19 protein-coding genes and 1 other RNA gene are annotated in these 19,896 nt (G+C 66.8%); 5 read left to right on the top strand and 15 right to left on the bottom strand.

The genetic code is table 11. From position 1 onward, the window contains the following. Positions 1-28: 28 nt before the first annotated feature. From lon to IE191_RS09465, 4 genes are all read right to left on the bottom strand, one after another. Positions 29-2,440: an endopeptidase La gene (gene lon / locus IE191_RS09480; protein WP_191324123.1), complete on the bottom strand. Its 2,412-nt coding sequence runs from the start codon at positions 2,438-2,440 to the stop codon at positions 29-31. A 192-nt stretch (positions 2,441-2,632) separates the two neighbouring features. Beyond that, entirely contained in the window at positions 2,633-3,700 is a 1,068-nt protein-coding gene (locus tag IE191_RS09475) for an MlaA family lipoprotein (RefSeq protein ID WP_191324122.1), read from the bottom strand. Positions 3,701-3,806: 106 nt separating this feature from the next. Next, positions 3,807-4,142 (bottom strand): YbaB/EbfC family nucleoid-associated protein, encoded by a 336-nt coding sequence (locus IE191_RS09470; protein WP_191324121.1) that lies wholly within the window; start codon positions 4,140-4,142, stop codon positions 3,807-3,809. Continuing rightward, positions 4,139-6,001: a DNA polymerase III subunit gamma/tau gene (locus tag IE191_RS09465; protein ID WP_373299276.1), complete on the bottom strand. Its 1,863-nt coding sequence runs from the start codon at positions 5,999-6,001 to the stop codon at positions 4,139-4,141. The genes IE191_RS09470 and IE191_RS09465 overlap by 4 nt, the downstream gene beginning before the upstream one ends. A gap of 97 nt (positions 6,002-6,098) precedes the next feature. On the opposite strand from IE191_RS09465, the gene IE191_RS09460 reads away from it, so the two are divergent. Then, positions 6,099-6,593, top strand: coding sequence for a DUF4188 domain-containing protein (locus IE191_RS09460; protein WP_191324120.1), 495 nt, complete (start codon positions 6,099-6,101; stop codon positions 6,591-6,593). 36 nt (positions 6,594-6,629) lie between these two features. Here the strand turns inward: IE191_RS09460 and ffs are convergent. From ffs to wrbA, 8 genes are all read right to left on the bottom strand, one after another. Then, an RNA gene (gene ffs / locus IE191_RS09455) (signal recognition particle sRNA small type) lies at positions 6,630-6,724 on the bottom strand. 50 nt (positions 6,725-6,774) lie between these two features. After that, entirely contained in the window at positions 6,775-7,053 is a 279-nt protein-coding gene (locus IE191_RS09450; protein WP_191324119.1) for an ETC complex I subunit, read from the bottom strand. Positions 7,054-7,114: 61 nt separating this feature from the next. Further along, entirely contained in the window at positions 7,115-7,579 is a 465-nt protein-coding gene (locus IE191_RS09445; protein ID WP_191324118.1) for a low molecular weight protein-tyrosine-phosphatase, read from the bottom strand. A gap of 161 nt (positions 7,580-7,740) precedes the next feature. Next, positions 7,741-8,865, bottom strand: a complete 1,125-nt coding sequence (locus IE191_RS09440; RefSeq protein WP_191324117.1) for a glycerophosphodiester phosphodiesterase family protein — start codon at positions 8,863-8,865, stop codon at positions 7,741-7,743. Positions 8,866-9,476: 611 nt separating this feature from the next. Next, entirely contained in the window at positions 9,477-10,388 is a 912-nt protein-coding gene (locus tag IE191_RS09435; protein ID WP_191324116.1) for a carbon-nitrogen hydrolase family protein, read from the bottom strand. Positions 10,389-10,401: 13 nt separating this feature from the next. Continuing rightward, complete coding sequence (locus IE191_RS09430; protein ID WP_191324115.1) at positions 10,402-10,992, bottom strand: GNAT family N-acetyltransferase; 591 nt, start codon at positions 10,990-10,992, stop codon at positions 10,402-10,404. After that, positions 10,989-11,402 carry a ketosteroid isomerase-related protein gene (locus IE191_RS09425; RefSeq protein WP_191324114.1) on the bottom strand — a complete coding sequence of 138 codons (414 nt, stop codon included), beginning with the start codon at positions 11,400-11,402 and terminating at the stop codon, positions 10,989-10,991. Before IE191_RS09425 ends, IE191_RS09430 begins: the two co-directional genes overlap by 4 nt. Before the next feature lie 160 nt (positions 11,403-11,562). After that, complete coding sequence (gene wrbA / locus IE191_RS09420; protein ID WP_191324113.1) at positions 11,563-12,162, bottom strand: NAD(P)H:quinone oxidoreductase; 600 nt, start codon at positions 12,160-12,162, stop codon at positions 11,563-11,565. A gap of 297 nt (positions 12,163-12,459) precedes the next feature. Between wrbA and purC the strand changes: the two genes are divergently transcribed. The 4 genes from purC (at position 12,460) to purQ (ending at position 17,248) form a co-directional block, all read left to right on the top strand. Further along, entirely contained in the window at positions 12,460-13,242 is a 783-nt protein-coding gene (purC, locus tag IE191_RS09415) for a phosphoribosylaminoimidazolesuccinocarboxamide synthase (RefSeq protein ID WP_022677345.1), read from the top strand. Between the two features lie 118 nt (positions 13,243-13,360). Next, positions 13,361-16,237, top strand: a complete 2,877-nt coding sequence (locus tag IE191_RS09410) for a M16 family metallopeptidase (protein ID WP_191324112.1) — start codon at positions 13,361-13,363, stop codon at positions 16,235-16,237. 94 nt (positions 16,238-16,331) lie between these two features. Beyond that, positions 16,332-16,568 carry a phosphoribosylformylglycinamidine synthase subunit PurS gene (purS, locus tag IE191_RS09405; protein ID WP_110762703.1) on the top strand — a complete coding sequence of 79 codons (237 nt, stop codon included), beginning with the start codon at positions 16,332-16,334 and terminating at the stop codon, positions 16,566-16,568. Continuing rightward, positions 16,568-17,248 carry a phosphoribosylformylglycinamidine synthase subunit PurQ gene (gene purQ / locus IE191_RS09400; RefSeq protein ID WP_169475929.1) on the top strand — a complete coding sequence of 227 codons (681 nt, stop codon included), beginning with the start codon at positions 16,568-16,570 and terminating at the stop codon, positions 17,246-17,248. Before purS ends, purQ begins: the two co-directional genes overlap by 1 nt. Positions 17,249-17,429: 181 nt before the next feature. Here the strand turns inward: purQ and glmS are convergent, their stop codons facing one another. The 3 genes from glmS to IE191_RS09385 are packed head-to-tail and all read right to left on the bottom strand — an operon-like array spanning position 17,430 to position 19,863. Beyond that, positions 17,430-19,253 carry a glutamine--fructose-6-phosphate transaminase (isomerizing) gene (gene glmS / locus IE191_RS09395; protein ID WP_191324111.1) on the bottom strand — a complete coding sequence of 608 codons (1,824 nt, stop codon included), beginning with the start codon at positions 19,251-19,253 and terminating at the stop codon, positions 17,430-17,432. 21 nt (positions 19,254-19,274) lie between these two features. Further along, entirely contained in the window at positions 19,275-19,640 is a 366-nt protein-coding gene (locus IE191_RS09390; RefSeq protein WP_191324110.1) for a PIN domain-containing protein, read from the bottom strand. A 10-nt stretch (positions 19,641-19,650) separates the two neighbouring features. After that, positions 19,651-19,863, bottom strand: coding sequence for a ribbon-helix-helix protein, CopG family (locus tag IE191_RS09385; RefSeq protein WP_191324230.1), 213 nt, complete (start codon positions 19,861-19,863; stop codon positions 19,651-19,653). Positions 19,864-19,896 lie beyond the last annotated feature (33 nt).

Genomic DNA, 19,896 nt, shown 5'->3' with positions numbered 1-19,896 from the left:
CCGTCAAACTACGGTAAATCAGACGTTATCAATGAGCGGTGGGGGCAGTCTGCCCACCACTGCCCAGCGCTCCGGCCGCAGGCTGGGTCGCCAGGTCATCCGCCTCGGTCCACTCGATTGCCTCGACCGGCGCGACCAGCGCACGGGCCAGCACTTCATCGACATGGCTGACCGGGACGATCTCCAGCCCCTCGCGGATATTGGCCGGGATTTCGGCCAGATCCTTGCGGTTCTCCTCGGGGATCAGCACCGTCTTGATGCCGCCGCGCAGCGCCGCCAGCAGCTTTTCCTTGAGCCCGCCGATCGCCAGGACACGGCCGCGCAGCGTCACTTCCCCGGTCATCGCCACATCGGCCCGCACGGGAATGCCGGTGAGCGTGGAAACCATGGCGGTGACCATGCCGATGCCCGCGCTCGGCCCGTCCTTGGGCACGGCGCCTTCGGGCAAGTGGATGTGCAAATCCTTGCGCTGGAAGATCGACGGCTTGATGCCATAGGCCGGGCTGCGCGCCTTGACGAAGCTGAACGCCATCTGGACGCTTTCGCTCATCACTTCGCCCAGCTTGCCGGTCGTGCGCACCGCACCCTTGCCCGGCACCGTGACGCTTTCGATCGTCAGCAGTTCGCCGCCCACTTCGGTCCAGGCCAGACCGGTGACCGCGCCAACCTGGTTCTCCTCGTCGGAAACGCCATGGCGGTATTTGCGCACACCGGCAAAGTCGGCCAGGTTTTCGGGCGTGATCGTCACGCTCTTGTCCTTGCCTTCCAGGATGTTGCGCAACGACTTGCGCGCCAGGCGGGCCACTTCGCGCTCCAGCGTGCGCACGCCGGCTTCGCGGGTGTAATACCGGATCAGGTCGCGCAGCGCGGGTTGCGTCAGGGTGAATTCGCCCTTGCGCAGGCCATGGGCTTCCACCTGCTTGTCGACCAGATGGCGCTCGGCGATCTCGACCTTCTCGTCCTCGGTATAGCCTTCGAGGCGGATGATCTCCATGCGATCGAGCAGCGGCTGCGGCAGGTTGAGGCTGTTGGCCGTGCACACGAACATCACGTCGGACAGGTCGATGTCCAGCTCCAGGTAGTGATCCTGGAACTTGGCGTTCTGTTCGGGATCGAGCACCTCGAGCAGGGCCGAAGCCGGATCACCCCGGAAATCCTGGCCGAGCTTGTCGATTTCATCGAGCAGGAACAGCGGGTTGGATGTGCCGGCCTTGCGCAGGTTGGTCACGATCTTGCCCGGCAGCGAGCCGATATAGGTGCGGCGGTGGCCGCGAATCTCGGCCTCGTCGCGCACGCCGCCCAGCGACTGGCGGATGAACTGGCGCCCGGTGGCCTTGGCGATCGACTTGCCGAGCGAGGTCTTGCCCACGCCCGGCGGGCCGACGAGGCACAGGATCGGCCCCTTGAGCTTGTTGGTGCGCGCCTGCACGGCCAGGTATTCGACAATGCGATCCTTGACCTTGTCGAGCGCATAGTGATCGGCATCCAGGATCGCCTGCGCGCCCGGAATGTCTTTCTTGAGCTTGGAGCGCTTGCCCCAGGGCAGGCCCAGCAGCACGTCGAGATAGTTGCGGATGACCGTCGCTTCGGCGCTCATCGGCTGCATGGTCTTGAGCTTCTTCAGCTCGGCATGGGCCTTGGCGCGGGCTTCCTTCGACAGCTTGAGGCGGTCGATCTTTTCCTGAAGCTCCTGGATCTCGTTGGCTTCTTCGCCATCGCCACCGCCCAGCTCGGACTGGATCGCCTTCAACTGTTCGTTGAGGTAATATTCGCGCTGGGTCTTTTCCATCTGGCGCTTCACGCGGCCACGGATCTTGCGCTCCACCTGGAGCACGCCCAGTTCGCCTTCCATGAACGACAGCACCATTTCCAGGCGCTTGAGCGCGTCGCTTTCCGACAGGACGGCCTGCTTGTCGGCCACTTTGGCGGCAAGGTTGGCCGCGACCGCATCGGCAAGCTTGCCGGCATCTTCGATATCGCCGAGCTGCTGCCCGGCATCCTGCGGCAGCTTCTTGGAAAGCTTGGCATATTCGGCGAACTGATCGACCACCGAGCGCATCATGGCCGAAACTTCGGTGCCGGTGACGGCAGCGGGTTCGATCGGCTCGACCTCGGCCATCAGCATGTCGCCATGGCTGGTGTCTTGCGCATTGAGCGCCTTGAGCTGCGCACGCTGGTTGCCTTCGACCAGCACGCGAACGGTGCCGTCGGGCAGCTTGAGCAGTTGCAGGACCGTGGCGATCACGCCGGTTTCATAGAGATCGTCGCGATCGGGATCGTCGCAGCCGGGATCGAGCTGGGCCAGCAGGAAGATGTCCTTCGACCCGGCCATCGCCGTTTCCAGCGCAGCTACGGATTTTTCACGACCGACAAACAGCGGCACGACCATGCCGGGGAAAACCACGATGTCGCGCAAGGGCAGCAGGGGATACAAAGTCATAAGTGCAAATGTCCGTCCCACCTGCCGCACAGAACCCAAAACCGGCAGGGCTTACCGCAGATATGGGGTGCAAGGCGCCGCCTCGCAATGCCCAAGCGGCAAGACGGTTGGGGATTGCCCGATTTGAGGGCTTTCCGGACTTTTTTGCGATTTGCTACTGCGAACCGGACCGGTGCGCCCGCCCCGCCTAGCTCAGGGCGCGGCGGGGGCCGGCACGGGGGTGCTGGTTGCCGAGGCTGCCGGTGCGGGCAGGACGATCGGCGGCAACACCTGTCCGTCAGGCGCGCGGGCAGGCTCCGCCGCCGATGGTGCGGGCGCGGGGGCCGGCGTGGGCGCGATCTGGGCTGGTGCAGGCTTGGGCTTGCGGCCTTTCAGCTCGTCGATCTGGGCCTGGCGCGCAGCGAGATAGGCTTCCTTGGTGGCCAGGTAGGGATCGCCCGACTTGCGCATCGCCTGGATGCGGCGATCATCGTCGAGGCGATCGTTGAGCGAGCGCACCACGAAGCTGCCGGTGACGTAATAGGGGCTGCGCAGCGGGCCGCCGACGATCGCGGGCAGGAACGCCCGATCGAGGCCGAGGCCGATCACGTCGCGCAAAGTCGTCGGGCCGACCAGCGGCACGAACAGGAACGGCCCCGGCCCGACGCCGTAATACGCCATGGTATTGGCAAAGCCGTTGCGGCGATAGGGCAACTTGAACGGCTTGGCCACGGCCACATCGAGCAAGCCGCCGATGCCGACCGTGGAATTGAGGGCAAAGCGGCCCAGCGTTTCGGCGGCCTTGCCCGGCTTGAGCTGGAGCAGGAAGTTGAGCGCGACGACCGGCTCGGTCAGGTTGGTGAAGAAGTGGCGCAGGCCGGCGCGGATGGGATAGGGAATATTCTTGCCATAGGCCTTGGCCGCCGGCTCGATCACCGCGCGGTCCACCGCCTGGGTGGCGGCGAACGTCACCTTGTTGAGCGCGATCACCGGGTCTCCCGGAGGCGGTCCGCGCCGGGCATTGACGACAATGCCGCCTTCCTCGGCCGGTTGCTCGTCTGCGGCAGACGGGCTCGCAGGCTGGCCGGCCACTTGCCCGGCCGCAGCGGGAGCAGGCACGGGCAGCACGATCGGCGGCAGCACCTCGCCGTCCGGCGCACGCGCGGGAGCGGAAGCCGGCGCGGCAGCAGCCACGCCGGCATCGTTCGTCGCCGGCTTCAGCGGCGCGCCGTCTTCAATCGGCGTGGTCCCCGCCAAGGCAGCAGCAAGCAATACGATCATCACGTCCCCGTAGGCGGTGTCACCATGACTGGACCCTGAACGAGTGGACGTGCAGGGTCACCGGCCATGGCGCAACAACGGCATTCTGGAAAGATGGTACCGCCGATCAGAACGGCAGCTTGAAGCCCGGCGGAATCCCGGCGGCCATCTGCACCTTCTGCATCTCTTCACCGGCAGCGGCATCAGCCTTGGCCCGCGCATCGTTGAACGCGGCGGCGACCAGGTCTTCGAGAATGCCCTTGTCAGCCGGCACCAGCAGGCTGTCGTCGATCGCCACGCCGATCACGCGCCCCTTGGCCGAGGCCTTGATCCGGACCAGGCCACCGCCGGCGGCACCCTCCACCTCGATGGCGTCGAGGCGGCCCTGGGCATCCTCCATCTGCTTCTGGATGGTTTCGGCGGCCTTCTGCGCCGCCTGGATCATTTCTTCCATGGACTTCATGCTTGTCTGCTCCGCGCAGGCGACCACGGCCGGCGTTCGGACGTGGCGGGGTTGGATTCGTCAAGAATTTCAGCGCCGGGGAAGGCCTCCAGCGCAGCGCGCACCAGCGGATCGGCGCGCATCGCGGCATCGGCCTGCGCTTCCAGGGCGGCCTTGGCTTCCACCAGGCTGGGCTGCGCGCCTTCGGCTGCGGTGCCATCGAGGCGCTCCACCAGCCAGGCCTGGCCAGTGATGTTTTGCAGCGCTTTCTTGATATCAGGCGTGGGATCGCCCGGCAGACCGGGGGCGAGCTGGTAGCGCAAGGTGCCCATGCGCAGTTCGATCAGGCGCACCGACAGGCGCATCGTCGCGCCGGTAAGCGGCGAAAGTTCCTCCACCTGCTCGACCAGCGCCTGCCAGTCCATGGCAATGCCGGTGGGCGCCATGGCCGCAGCAGGCGCCCCGCCATCGGCCGCCGGCGCCGCCGCCATCGCGGCCGCTGCCAGCGCCGGGCCTTGCGCCAGCATCTCTTCCAGCTTGCGCACCAGGCCGCCGGGATCGGGCATCTCGGCCGCGTGCAGCACGCGCAGCAGGGCCATCTGTGCGGCCACCAGCGGATCGGGCGCGGTCTTGACCTCGTCATGCCCCTTGAGCAGCAATTGCCACAGGCGATGAAGCTGCCCGGCCGAAAGCTCGCCGGCCCAGCCTTGCAGCGCGGCGGCTTCCTCGGGCGAGCGCGCCTCGCCTTCCGGCCCGCTGATCTGGGTGACTGTCACCTTGTGCACCAGATCGAGCTGCGCGCGCAGCATCGCCACCGGCTCGATCCCCAGGGCATATTGATGCGCCACTTCGCCCAGCAGCGCGGCGCCATCGCCCTTGAGCATGGCGGCAAACAGGCGGCGTTGCAGCGTCTTGTCGGCGAGGCCGAGCATGTCCTGCACTTGCCCGGCGGTGACGTGGATCGCCCCACCCTCGCCGCTGCCGGCCAGATCGGCGTGGCTGATCGCCTGGTCGAGGATCGACAGGCCATCGCGGGCCGAACCTTCGGCTGCCGCCGCGACCATGGCCAGCGCTTCGGCCTCGGCCTCAACCCCTTCGGCCTTGCACACGTGGGCGAAGTGATCGGCCAGCAGCGCGGTGGGAATGCGGCGCAAGTCAAACCGCTGGCAGCGCGACAGCACCGTCACCGGCAACTTGTCCACCTCGGTGGTGGCGAACAGGAACTTCACATGCGCCGGCGGCTCTTCCAGCGTCTTGAGCAAGGCGTTGAACGCATTGCGCGAGAGCATGTGCACTTCGTCGATGATGTAGATCTTGTAGCGCGCCGAAACGGCGGCATAGCGCACCGCCTCGATGATCTCGCGCACGTCGTCCACGCCGGTGTGGCTGGCCGCGTCCATTTCGATCACGTCGATATGGCGCCCTTCGGCAATCGCCAGGCACGGCTCGCACTGGCCGCAAGGGTCGATCGTCGGGCCGCCCTGCCCGTCTGGCCCGATGCAGTTGAGCGCCTTGGCAATCAGGCGCGCAGTGCTGGTCTTGCCCACCCCGCGCACGCCGGTCATCAGGAAGGCATGCGCCAGGCGATCGCGACGGATCGCGTTGGCCAGGGTCTGCACCATGGCTTCCTGGCCGATCAGCGCGGAAAAGGTCTGCGGCCGATACTTGCGCGCGAGCACGCGATAGGGCTGCGCCGGGGCGGCGGCAGGCGCGGATGGGGCCGGCGCAGGTGAGGCCGGCGCAGCAGGCGCTGGCGCGGGATCGCCGAACATGGCCCCCTGCCCGGCCGCTTCGAGGTCAGCCGCGCTGGGCGCTGCCGCGATCGGCGGGGCATCGGGGGTTTCGGGTTCGTGCCCAAACATGTCGGTTGAATCGGCCATCGCGCCCCTAGGTAGGCGCAATGGCTGCAAATGTCGAAGGGGGTGGCTCGGTTTCCCGCAAGCTTGCGCACCATTGTCGATTTGCTAGGCCTTGATCATGAGCACGATCCAGCCCGGCCGCGTCACCGCCCAGACCAGCGCGCCGCTGGTCGTCTTCCTGATCGGCATGCGGATCAACCGCTTTCGCGCGGTCGGTGCCTGGCTGCCGGTGATCCGCGCCATGGGGCCGATGCTGGCGGAACTCTCTGCCGCGCCCGATAGCGGTTTTCTGGGCTATGAGCCGATGCTGCGTGGCTTTCGCACGGTGATGCTGGTGCAATACTGGCGTGATTTCGACAGCCTGGAAGCCTATGCCCGCGCCCCGGAACAGACGCATTGGCCCGCCTGGCGCGCGTTCAACCATGCGGTGCTGCAGCGCCCCGGCGCGGTGGGCATCTTCCATGAAACCTATGTGGTTCCAGCCGGCAACAGCGAAACGGTCTATGTGGACATGCCCGCCTTCGGGCTGGGCAAAGTGGCGGGACTGGTTCCGGCCACGGGCTCTCGGCACGCGGCGCGAGAGCGGATGAAAGCATCAGGCCAGCAAGGCTGAAACCGTGATGATCAACGCATCGATCGCAAGAGCATCGATGAAGGAGCCGGGCGACCCGCCGCAATCCGTTGTGGCTGCTTCCTTCCGGACCTGACCAGGTTGGCGAACGCAAACGTCCGCCCGACTCCCGGAGCGCCCTATGGCGCCGGCGCGCGCCGATTGCAAGCGCCGGCAGCCGGTATCAACGGAAATTGTCGGCGTAGCTTTGCAGCTTGAGGCGGCGCGGCGGCGTGGGCGTGACATGCACGGCAATGCCGTACTTGTCGGCATAGGCGCGCGCATCGGCTTCGCTCTCGAACTTGAGCACGACTTGCTGCTGGGTGTCGCCGGAACCGGCCCACCCCATCAGGGGATCGGGGCGCTTGGCCTCTGCCGGGGCGAATTCCAGGAGCCAGTCGGCGGTCCGGGCCTTGCCGGACTGCATGGCGTTCTTCGGGCGCTGATAGATACGTGCGGGCATGGCCGGTGCTTTCGTGCGTTTCGGGGCGCAAATCAAGAGGGATAAACGGCTATCGCGCCGCTCAGCGCAGCATCCTGGCGACCAGGCGGCGGGCCGCTTCGCTGACATCATCCCAGGCTTCGAGAAAATCCTGCTCGTCGCCGTAATAGGGGTCGATCACCGCCTGCCCTTCCCGGCCCGGCACCAGGTCCATCAGCAAGCCCATGCGCGCCAGCGTGCGGCGCGGGGCCATGCGCTTGAGGTCTTGCAGGTTCTGCGAATCGAGCGCGTAGATCTGGCCGAAGCGGGTGAAGTCTTCCTCGGTCACCTGCCGGGCGCGGTAGCGCGAGATATCGATGCCGTGCTGCAACGCCACGGCCTGCGCGCGCGGATCGGGCGGGTTGCCGGCATGCCAGCCGCCGGTGCCGGCCGAATCGATCGTGACGGCCAGGCCCGCCTTGACCGCTTCGGCCCGGAAAGCCGCCTCCGCCAGCGGAGACCGGCAGATATTGCCCAGGCAAACGAACAGCACGGATGGCTGGCTCACCGCATTCCCTTCCACATGATCCCTGCGCGCACAACGCCGTGGCCGCCCTGCAAGATGGCGTATCCGCGATGCCCGTCGCACCGCAATAAAATACGCTGCATTGCAAAAAGTCCAGCACGAAGGCTTACGCCGCCGGGGATCGCCGAATTTGTCCGCCGCGATCAGGCCCCGTCCACCGCGCGGCGGCCAAGGCCGGGATCATCGGTAAAGAAGCCATCGAGCCCGGCGGCAAGGTAGGCGCGAATCTCGGCCATGCTGCCGCTCTCGCAGCGCAGCGCAGCGCCGCACTGGCGCAGGGCCGGCGGCAGGAATTGCGGCTCCGGGCGGAACGTATAGGCGCCCACCAGCAGACCGACGCGGTGCGCGTCGGCAATGATCGGCTGGGGCGGCGCCAGCCGGCCGTCGGGCGCCACGGCCATCAGGGTGCGGCTCCAGGGTGCGATCCAGTCGGCATAAAGGGCCACTTCGGCGAGGCCGGGGGCCGACAGCATCTGCGCATACGTCAGCGCGCCGCCCGCCGCCAGCACGTCGCCCGGACGCTTGTCCGGCTCGTCGGCCAGTTGCATCAGCGCGATGTTGCGCCAGCGCGCCAGGGCCGGGCGCAGGCGCTTGAGGTTCTCTACCTCGAACGACTGCACGATCACCGGCGCCTGTTGCAGCCAGGGATGGGCGCGGATGGCGGCGATCAGCTTGGCCTCCATGTCGTGGCCCAGGCTGTGGAAATAGGTGGAATGCTTGATTTCGGGAATGATGCCCAAGGGCCGGCGGCGCCCCTGGGCAGCCTTGGCGGCAAAGGCGACGATCTCATCAAAGGTCAGCACCGGGAACTGGCCATCGAACGCCATGCTTTCAGGGCGCAAGGCGCCGAGACGCTCCTTGGCGCGCAGGGTCTTGAGTTCGGCCAGGGTGAAATCCTCGACGAACCAGCCTTCCTGCCGCTCGCCATCGATCACCTTGGTGGTCTTGCGCGCGGCGAATTCGGGATGGGCGGCAACATCGGTGGTCTCGGCAATGTTCGGCTCGTGGCGCGAAACCAGCACGCCGTCGCGGGTAGGCACCAGGTCCGGCTCGATGAAATCGGCGCCGTCGGCCACCGCACGCTGATACGACGCCAGCGTATGTTCCGGGCGATGCGCGCAGGCGCCGCGATGGCCCAGCACGAGCGGATGCGCAGGCCGGGGGTGGCGACCATGGCCCTTGGCCAAGGTGCCGGCCAGGGCGCGCGCGCCGGGCAGCATGGCCGCGCTGGCCCCCATGGCCAGGATCGAACGGCGCGAAACAGTCATGGAGTTCTTCCTTGTGCCAATACCAAGGGCGCCCTGGCCCGGCTTTGCGACAGGATCATGACCATGCATCGCGGACGACGCCTGAGGCGCTTGGCGTGGCCGAAATTGGTGGGGAGCCGCCCTGTCAAACAGGTTACCCGTCGCCCCGTGCTTGACACGGGGCTTGGCTTTCCTTGCGGCCTTGCCTTTGGCATGCTGGCACAATGGAAAAGGGCGGCTGGGTCACCATCATGGCGGACCGCGATTGAGGCGGACAACCCCGATTAGCTCCATCTATGGGACCGGTGGTATCCAGTGGCTGCATCGCAAGGCGAGATCGCAAAATAGCCAAGCCCCGTGTCAAGCACGGGGCGACGGTGGAGGTTGGGCAATTTCGAACGATCCTGCCGTTACCCGCGAGTTAGAACTCCATAGACGGACATTGGTGGAAAGCGGCCAAGACTCAAGCCACTGAGCGGGGCCCCGGATCAAGCCCGGGGCGACGAGAAAGTTTTTTATCTTAGTGCTTTAACGTCACCCCGGACTTGATCCGGGGTCCCGCTTTGACGTTGAACGGCAAAATTCCTCGTCCGCAAGTGGGCGTAATCGACCATGAAATGTCTCCACGCTGCTTAGCGCAGCGAGATCACGTCCACCGGTGGCAAAGCGACAGCGCCGGGCTGTTCGGCCCAGTGGCGCACCAGCAAGACGCCGCCATCGGCGCGCAGGCCGTCGACCTGGGCCGTGTCGATCGTGGCAAAGACCCATTGGCCAAGGCCTTCCTCGCCCAGCGCGAGCACGCCATCGGCCGGCATGCCGCCGCCAGCCGGTGCGGCATCGGGCGGACCATAGACGCCCGCCGCGCCCCGGTTGACGTCGACAGCAGGGGACCAGGCCGCCTCGCCCACCGTGGGGGCCTGAACCACGAAGCACTGCCCCTCCAGCGCACGGGCCTGGCTGCCCAGGCGCACCCGCCAATAGCCGTGCAGCGTGTCGGTGCAGCTTGGCACCAGCAGGACTTGCGCGCCCGCTTCCACCGCCGCGCGGGCCAGCAGGGGAAATTCGCTGTCATAGCAGATCAGGATCGCCAGGCGGCCCAGCGCGGTATCGAACACGCGCAGCGCCTCGCCCCCGGTGATGAACCATTCCTCCCGCTCGAACCGGGTCATGATCAGCTTGTCCTGCGTGACCATGGCACCGCCGGGGGAAAACAGGCGCGCGGCGTTGCGCACCCGCCCATCGCCATCGCGGCGGGGGGCGCTGGCGGCCAGGATATGCACGCCATGGGCCTGCGCCAGGCGCGCGTGCAGCGCATCGACGCGGGGCAGCAGCGCGGAAACCGTGTCGATCGATCCGGCCAGATCGGCCATCGTCGCGGGATCAAGGCTGGCCAGTTCCATCGCGCCATATTCGGGAAAGACCAGCAGCGCGGCGCCCCCGGCCACGGCCTGTTCCACCCAGCTCGTCAGCTTGGCTTTATAGGCAGCCCAGTCGGCCAGGCGATCGATCGGATATTGCGCGGCGGCAACGGTGAAGCGCGGCATGGCAGGCTTTCTTTCAGGAGAGCGTCTTGCGCCAGTATTGCATCGGCTTGGGGCTTTCGTCCGCCTCGCCATGCTCTTTCCACGCCAGATCGGTGACGAGGCCGGGGATCAGGGCATAGCCGCGCCCCTGCCAGAACGCATCGAGCGGGCGATAGCCGGCCGGGCGCAGGGGATGATCGGCGGGGCGGATCACGGCGGCAAAGCAGGCGGCATCCGCCCCGGCGGCGCGGGCGGCCTGCTCGCGGTGATCGAAAAAGGCATGGCCGATGCCGTGGCCGCGGTATTCGGGCAGCAACACGCTTTCGCCGAAATAGAACAGCCGGGCCGTGTCGATCCCGCGCGCTGCGAACGGCGCGCGGAATTCGGCCTTCTGGTGCTGCATCGGCGCGGCCGTGGCCGCGCCGACGATCCGGGCGCCATCGAACGCGGCGACCAGCACGGCGCCCGGTGCAGCGGCATATTCGGCGAGGTAGCGCTCCTCGTATTCCCGGTCTCCGTCATAGAGATAGGGCCAGGCGGCAAAGACCGCGATGCGCAGGGCCGCCAGATCGTCGAGCGCGGCGGTCACTTCCGCGCCGCCGAGCGGGCGGACGTGGATGGTCATTCGCCCACCACTTGCGCGGTCCAGTCGGCCAGGTTGTAATACATCGTCAGGCGCGCGATCTTGCCGTCGGCAATGGCGAGGAAGGCACCGGCCGGCAGCACATAGGTCTGCCCCTGCGCTTCGGGCAGGCCCTCGTCGGTGGTGAGATAGGTGCCATGGACGACGAATTCGGCGGCGGCGCGGCTGCCATCCTCGCTGGCCATCAGTACGATGTCTTCCAGCCGCTCCTTGTAGCAGCGCTCCATGTGCCCAAGGAACGCGGCGAAAGTATCCTTGCCGACCTGGCGGCTGCCCTGGTTGATATCGTGCGCGACATCATCCGCCAGGCACGCCAGCATCCCATCCCAGTCCCCGGCATTGAACGCGGCGTAATAGGTTTCGAGCAGGGCAAGCGTGGCGGCGCGCGACATCGGCGGGTCTCCGGGTGAGAGCAAAACGATTAAACCCTGCGCTAGCCGATCGCCCCGTCCGCTGCCACATACCGTTTTGGCATGCTGTATTGCCCATATGCAATGAAGCGGTGCCGGGTTTGCACCCGGCACCGCTCCATCATGCGTCATCGCAGCGCGATCAGCCGAACAGCTTGTTGGCCGTGTTGGCCACGCGGCGGCCGAGGTAGCGCGCGCCGTCGAGTTCGATCTCGCTCGGCTGGCGGCTGCCGTCGCCGCCGGCCAGCGTGGTGGCGCCATAAGGCGCGCCGCCGTGCACGGCATCGAGCGTGAGCTGGCCCTGGAAGCCATAGTCGAGGCCGACGATGGTCATGCCGAAATGCAGCAGGTTGGTCAGGATCGAGAACAGCGTGGTTTCCTGGCCGCCGTGCTGGCTGGCCGTGGAGGTGAACGCCGCGCCGACCTTGCCGTTGAGCGCGCCTTTGGCCCAGAGGCCGCCGGCCTGGTCGAGGAACGCAGCCATCTGCGAGCTGAGGCGGCCAAAGCGCGTGCCGGTGCCGACGATGATCGCGTCATAGTCGGCCAGTTCGGCCACGGTTGCCACCGGGGCGGCCTGGTCCAGCTTGAAATGCGCGGCCTGCGCCACTTCGAGCGGGGCAGTTTCGGGCACGCGCTTCACGTCCACCGTGGCGCCGGTTTCGCGGGCGCCTTCGGCAATCGCGTGGGCCATGGTTTCGATGTGGCCATAGCTGGAATAGTAGAGAACCAGAACCTTGCTCATCACACATCATCCTTGATAAAAATGGAGAAACCGGGTGGCGGGGCGAAGGAGCCGCGCCGTCTGCCCTGCTTGTGCCGCCAAACGGGCTTTCAAGATAGGGCGATAAGATTGCATCAAATGTTCGGTTATGCCGAACGCTCGGCCAGCGTTTGCGTTTCCGCGCGTTTTCGCATATGGGCGATGGGGAATGCCCCGGCCCACACGATGCAGTCGCCATGCGGCTCCCTCGTTTGCCGGGGTTTCTTGTTTTTCCATGGGGGCGGGCCGAATCGCCCCCGCCGTGCAGGAAGAAGCCGCATGTCGCGTCGCCGCCAGATCTACGAAGGCAAGGCCAAGATCCTTTACGAAGGTCCCGAGCCGGGTACGCTCATCCAATATTTCAAGGATGATGCCACCGCGTTCAACGCGCAGAAGCGCGGAACCATCAACGGCAAGGGCGTGATCAACAACCGCATCAGCGAGTATGTGTTCACGCGCCTGGCGCACATCGGCATCCCCACGCACTTCATCCGCCGCCTCAACATGCGCGAGCAACTGGTGCGCCAGGTGGAAATCGTGCCGATCGAAGTGGTCGTCCGCAACGTGGCCGCCGGCTCGATCTCCAAGCGCCTGGGCATTCCCGAAGGCGAGCCGCTGCCCCACACCCTGATCGAATACTACTACAAGGACGATGCGCTGGGCGATCCGATGATCGCCGAAGAGCACATCGCCTGCTTCGGCTGGGCCAGCAACGAGGAAATGCAGGACATTTCCTCGATGGCGATCCGCGTGAACGACTTCCTGGTCGGCATGTTCGCGGCGATCAACATCCGCCTGGTGGACTTCAAGCTGGAATTCGGCCGCATCTGGGACGGCGATTACAGCCGCGTGATCCTGGCCGACGAAATCAGCCCCGATGGCTGCCGCCTGTGGGACATGGTCACCGGCGAAAAGCTGGACAAGGACCGCTTCCGCCGTGACCTGGGTGGCGAGGAAGAAGCCTATCAGGAAGTGGCGCGCCGCCTGGGCCTGCTCGACAACGACGGGCCGAGCGAAGTGCTCGACTTGGGCGCGCACCGCAAGCTGCGTTCCAAGAAGTAAGCGCCAGCACCACGCTGCGCGAAGGGCCGGCGAAGCGATTCGCCGGCCCTTTCGCTTGCCCGGAGCGGCCACGATAAACGCTTGCGGCGGCACGAAGATCGCGGCTAACCCACTGGCCATGACTGCCCCCCGCACGGCTGCATTCCGCCTCCTGCCCCTTGCCGCCGCGCTGCTGCTGAGCGCCTGCGCCGGGCTGAACCATCCCGCCGGCGCGCTGCTCCAACCGGCAAACGCGGCACCCACCTGGGCCTTTGAAAAATCCGATCTGCCGCCCGATCCGCGCTTCCGCTTTGGCCGCCTGGCCAATGGCATGCGCACGGTGATCGTCGCCAACGCCCTGCCCAAGGGTACGGTGCAGGTGCGGCTGGACGTGGCGACCGGATCGCTCGACGAGACGGCGCGCGAACGCGGCTTTGCCCATTTCGTGGAGCACATGGCCTTCAACGGCAGCACCCATGTGCCCGAAGGCGAAATGGTCCGCCTGCTGGAGCGCAAGGGCCTGGCCTTTGGCGCCGATACCAATGCCCAGACCAGTTTCGAGCAGACCACCTACATGCTCGATCTGCCGCGCAACGATGCCGACCTGATCGATACCGCGCTGATGCTGATGCGCGAGACGGCCAGCGAGTTGACGTTTTCGCCCGAAGCCGTCGCGCGCGAACGCGGCGTGGTGCTGTCGGAACTGCGCGATGGCCGGGGCTATGCGCTCGACAATTTCCACGACCAGCTCGCGTTCTTCTATCCGAGGGCGACCTATCCCCAGCGCCTGCCGATCGGCACGGTGGCGACGATCGACGCCGCGACGGCGCAGGGCCTCAAGGATTTCTGGCAGCGCCATTACGTGCCCGCCAAGACCACGCTGGTGGTGATCGGCGATGTCGATCCGGCCAAGGTGGAACAGGCCATCGCCGCGCGCTTTGGCGATTGGCGGGCGGCCCCCGCCCCGGCGCGCCCGGACCAGGGCAAAGTGCTGCCGGGCCAGAAGAGCCAGACCGACGTGTGGACCAATCCGGCGCTGGCCGAACGGGTGACCGTGGCGCGCCATGGCCGCTGGCTGGACGAGCCCGACACCATCGCCAACCGGCGCGAAAACCTGCTGCGCCAGATCGGCTATGGCATTGTCAACCGCCGCTTCCAGACCCTGTCGCGCCGCGTCGATGCGCCATTTCGCGGTGCCGGTTTCGGCACCAGCGACGTGTTCAAGATCGGCCGCACCACCAACCTGATCGTCGATACCGTGGACGGCGGCTGGGCGCGCGGGTTGAGCGCGGCGGCCACCGTGTGGCGCGAAGCGATGGCCAGGGGCTTTACCCAGGCCGAAGTGGACGAGCAGGTGGCGAACGTGCGCACCGGCATCGAAAACGGCGCCGCCGCAGAAAACACGCGCAGCAATGGCGCCCTGGTCAACCTGGCGCTGTCCCTGCTGCATGACGACATGGTGCCGACCACGCCGGCCAGTGGCCTGGCACGGTTCAACGCCTTCGCTTCCACGATCACGCCCGCCAGCGTGATGGCCGCGCTGCGCCGCGAGGCGGTCCCGCTCGACCACCCGCTGATCCGCTTTCAGGGGCGCAAGGCCCCGGCCGGCGGCGCGGCCGCGCTGCGCCACACCTGGCAGGCCGCGATGGCCGCCCCGCTGCCCGCCACCAGCGCCAGTGCCCTCACCGCCTTCGGCTATACCGATTTCGGCACGCCGGGCACGGTGGTGGCCGACAGCACCGATGCCGCGCTCGGCATCCGCCGCATCCGCTTTGCCAACGGCGTGATGCTCAACATCAAGCACACCGCGCTGGAGGCCGATCGCATTCTCGTGCGCCTGTCGCTCGACGGCGGCGAGATGCTGGAAACGCGGGACAATCCGCTGGCGATGGACCTGGCCTCCAGCGTGCCGGCCGGGGGCCTGGGCCGCTATAGCCTGGACCAGTTGCAGACCATGCTGGCGGGCCATGCCGTGGGCAACACCTTTGGTGCCAATGGCGACGTGTTCGAGGCCGGTGGGGTGACCACGCCGCGCGATCTCTTGCTGCAACTGCAACTGATGGCCGCCTATGCCACCGATCCCGGCTATCGACCCGAGGCGGAGGAGCTGTTTCACCAGGGCATGGCCAACTATTTCGCGCGGCGCGATGCCACGCCGGGATCGGCACTGGGCGCGGCGCTCGGCGGCATCCTGTCGGGCCATGATCCGCGCTTTACCCTGCAACCGCCGCAAGCCTACCAGGCGTTGACCTTTGCGCAAATGAAGCCGCTGCTCAACGAGCGACTGGCCCATGGCGCGGTGGAAATCGCCCTGGTGGGTGACGTGGACGAAGCCGCCGCGATTGCCGACGTGGCGCGCACGTTCGGCGCCCTGCCCGCGCGCGAGGCGCGCTTCGGCGCCTGGACCGAGTCACGCCAGCGCCGCTTTGCCGCCGCGCCAGGCGTGCAGGTGGTGCGTCACAACGGCCCGGCCAACCAGGCGATCGTGCGGATGATCTGGCCGACCACCGACGATCGCGATCCGGTGCAGACGCTGACGATGGACATGCTGGAGCAGGTGGCGGGCATCGAAGTGCTCGACACCGTGCGCGAAAAGCTGGGCAAATCCTATTCGCCCAGCGTGTCGAGCGACATGTCGCACGTCTGGACCGGATGGGGCACGTTCACCGCGCAGGCCTCTGTCGACGTGGCCGACGTGGCCGCCACCCGCGCCGCGCTGGCCCAGACCATGGCCGAGCTTGCCGAGCGCCCGGTGGAGGCGGACGTGTTTGCCCGCGCCCGCGCGCCGATGCTGGAGCGGGTGGACAATGCGCTGAAAGGCAATGGCGGCTGGCTGTCCCTGGCCCTGCGCGCGCAATCGCAGCCTGACCGCATCGCCCGGTTCCAGGCGCTGCGCGCGCGGCTGCTGGCACTGACCCCGGCCGATGTGCAGGCGGCGGCGCAGCGCTGGCTGGCGCCGGGCAAGGCGGTGACCGTGCTGGTGCTGCCGCAAGGCGTGCCGGCGCCGCCGTCTTGAACGCGCAAGGCTTGCCCTTCGCGCCCGACGGGGGCATAGGCGGCCGCGAGTCCCGATCCCACGATCTGCCTATTTTGTGAAAGGCCCACCGCCGATGAAGGTCCGTGTCCACGTCAGCCTCAAGAACGGAGTGCTCGATCCGCAGGGTCGCGCCATCCACCATGCGCTGGAAGGGCTGGGCTTTGCCGGCGTGAAGGACGTGCGCGCCGGGCGCCTGTTCGAACTGGACGTGGCCGACGACACCAGCGACGAAGCGCTGGACGAGATGTGCCGCAAGCTGCTGGCCAACATGGTCATCGAAAACTATCGCATCGAAAAGGTTGCCGCCTGATGCCGTTCACCTCCGCCGTCATCACCTTCCCCGGATCGAACTGCGACCGCGACATGGCGGTGGCAGTGGAAGAGGTCTGCGGCGGCACGGTGCACCGCGTGTGGCACGGCGATGCCAGCCTGCCCGAAGGCCTTGATTTCATCGCCGTTCCCGGCGGGTTTTCCTATGGCGACTATCTGCGCTCGGGCGCCATGGCGGCGCGTTCGCCGATCATGCAGGCCGTGGTCGAAGCCGCCGGGCGCGGTGTGCCGGTGCTGGGCGTGTGCAATGGCTTCCAGATCCTGACCGAAGCGGGCCTGCTGCCCGGCGCGCTGATGCGCAATGCCGGCATCCGCTTCGTCTGCCGCGAAGTGCCGCTGAAGGTGGAAAACAGCCAGTCGCTGTTCACCCAGCGCTATTTCAAGGACCAGGTGATCACTATTCCAGTGGCGCACCATGACGGCAACTATTTCGCCGACGCCGAAACGCTGGACCGCCTGGAAGGCGAAGGCCGCGTGGCCTTCCGCTATGCCGAGCCGGTCAACGGTTCGCAGCGCGACATTGCCGGCGTGCTCAACGAAGCGGGCAACGTGCTGGGCATGATGCCGCACCCCGAACGCATGATCGAAGCCGCGCAGGGTGGTAGCGATGGGCGCAAGCTGTTTGAAGGCGTGCTGGCCGGGCTGAACGTTTCGGCTTGATCGGGAGGGAACATGCCCTCCCCTAACCCCTCCCGCATGCGGGAGGGGGACTTAAGGAAGCCCCCGCTTTTGCGGGGTCTTTTTTTGCTCCCCTCCCGGAACGGGAGGGGCATCCCTTGAAACTCCCCTCCCGCGAGCGGGAGGGGCTGGGGGAGGGCATGTTAAGCCGCCCCCCACACAATCACTCCACCGTCACGCTCTTGGCCAGATTGCGCGGCTGATCCACGTCGGTCCCCTTGGCCACGGCCACGTGATAGGCCAGCAATTGCACCGGCACGGCATAGACCAGCGGCGCGATCAGAGGGTGGACCTTGGGCATCTCGATCGTGGCGAGGCAGCCCTCGCCCGCTTCGGCGAGACCCTCCGCGTCGGAAATCAGCACGATCTTGCCGCCGCGCGCGCGCACTTCCTGCATGTTGGACACGGTTTTTTCAAACAGTGGCCCTGACGGAGCGAGCACGATCACCGGCACCGCCTCGTCGATCAAGGCAATGGGGCCGTGCTTCATTTCGCCCGAGGCATAGCCTTCGGCATGGATATAGCTGATTTCCTTGAGCTTGAGCGCGCCTTCCAGGGCCAGCGGATAGTCCGGCCCACGGCCGAGGTAGAGCACGTCGCGCGCCGGGGCGATCAGCGGCGCCATCGCGGCGATTTCCTCGTCGTGCGACAGCGCGGCGTTGAGCGCGGCGGGCGTCTCGGCAAGCTGGTCGACGATCACCGCTTCTTCCTCGCGGCTCAGGCGCCCGCGCTTGACCGCCAGGTGCGCGGCCAGCGCGGCGAGCACGGCGAGCTGGCAGGAAAACGCCTTGGTCGAAGCCACGCCGATTTCCGGCCCGGCGTGGGTGGGCAGCAGCAAGTCCGCCTCGCGCGCCATCGAGCTGGTCGGCACGTTGACCACCACGGCAATGGTCTGCCCCGCCGCCTTGCAGTGGCGCAGCGCCGCCAGGGTATCGGCGGTTTCGCCCGATTGCGAGATGAACAGGGCCAGGCCGCCCGGCTCCAGCACCGGATCGCGATAGCGGAATTCGCTGGCCACATCGATGTCCACCGGCAGGCGGGCGAACTGCTCGAACCAGTATTTCGCCACCATCCCGGCGTAATAGCTGGTGCCGCAGGCCACGATGGTCACGCGGTTGATGCTGGCCAGGTCGAAATCGATCTGCGGCAGCGAGACGGTCTGCTCCACCCGACGCAGGTAGGAACGCAGCGTCTGCGCCACCACGATCGGCTGCTCGAAGATCTCCTTCTGCATGAAATGGCGATAGTTGCCCTTCTCGATCGCGGCGGCGGTGGCGCCCGAAGCGACGACCGGACGCTCGACGGGATTGTTGTCCACGTCGAACACCTCCACGCCATCGCGGCGCACGATCACCCAGTCGCCTTCTTCCAGGTAGGAGACCTTCTGCGTCAGCGGCGCCAGCGCCAGCGCGTCGGAGCCGAGATAGGTTTCGCCGTCACCAAAGCCGACCACCAGCGGCGAACCGAGCCGGGCGCCGATCAGCAGATCGGGATGCTGGCGAAACGCAATGGCCAGCGCAAAGGCGCCGCGCAATTGCGGCAGCACGGCCTTGACCGCTTCGGCCGGAGACCTGCCGGCCTCGACCTGTTCCGACACGAGGTGGGCAACCACTTCGGTATCGGTCTCGCTTTCGAACTTGCGGCCGCGCGCGATCAGAGCCTCGCGCAAGGGACGGAAATTCTCGATGATGCCGTTGTGCACCAGCGCCACTTCGCCGGTGGCGTGGGGGTGGGCATTGCTGGTGGTGGGCGCGCCATGGGTGGCCCAGCGGGTGTGGGCAATGCCGATCAGGCCCGGCGCCGGGTTGACCGCCAGTTCCTTGACCAGGTTGTTCAGCTTGCCCTCGGCCCGGCGGCGCACCAGGTGCCCGTCGAACACGGTGCACACCCCGGCGCTGTCATAGCCACGATATTCCATGCGGCGCAGGCCATCGACCAGCCGGTCCGCGACTTCATCCTTGCCGACGATTCCGATAATTCCGCACATCGATCTTGGCCCAGACTTTCTTCAGGATTGGTAGGGAACGCGGATTCCCGGCATCATGGCCGGAAAATCCTTGGTATTTCGTGTCACCAGAATGGCCCCGCTGACTTGCGCCGTGGCCAGCACCGCCGCTGCTGCCAGCGAGAGGCCCATGCGCGCGATCAGATCGGCCGCTGCCGTGGCTATACGCCCGTCCAGCTCGACGATTTCAAACGGGGCGATTAATTCGCGGACATGATCGCGCGTTTCCATCGGCTCGGCGGCGCAGAGCTCGATCCAGGTGACGCGGGCGATGCGGTGGCGCGGATAGCGCAGCAGTTCGGCCCGCGCCTGGGGTTTGCCGGCCAGCCAGTCGGCCACGATGCCGGTATCGAAAATGGGATCGGACATCGCCGCCCGATCAGGCCTGATCGCCAGATAGACCGTCACCGGGCAGATCATTGCGACCCTGCCAATAGCCGGCGCCGCGCGCGATCCAGTCCTGTCCCGATTTGCGCAGCAGGTGCGCCCTCACCGCCTCGCGGATCTCTGCCGCGCGCGAACGGCCGCTGCGCGCGGCCAGGGCATCGAGCCGATCGATGTCGTCATCGGGAATATCGACCAGTGTGCGCACGACGAACAAGCTCCGCAACAGTGATATCGCGAT

The organism is Novosphingobium pokkalii, assembly GCF_014652855.1.
Taxonomy (GTDB): domain Bacteria; phylum Pseudomonadota; class Alphaproteobacteria; order Sphingomonadales; family Sphingomonadaceae; genus Novosphingobium; species Novosphingobium pokkalii.
Note: the sequence above shows the minus strand (reverse complement) of the source record. Positions and strands in the feature narration are given on the sequence as shown.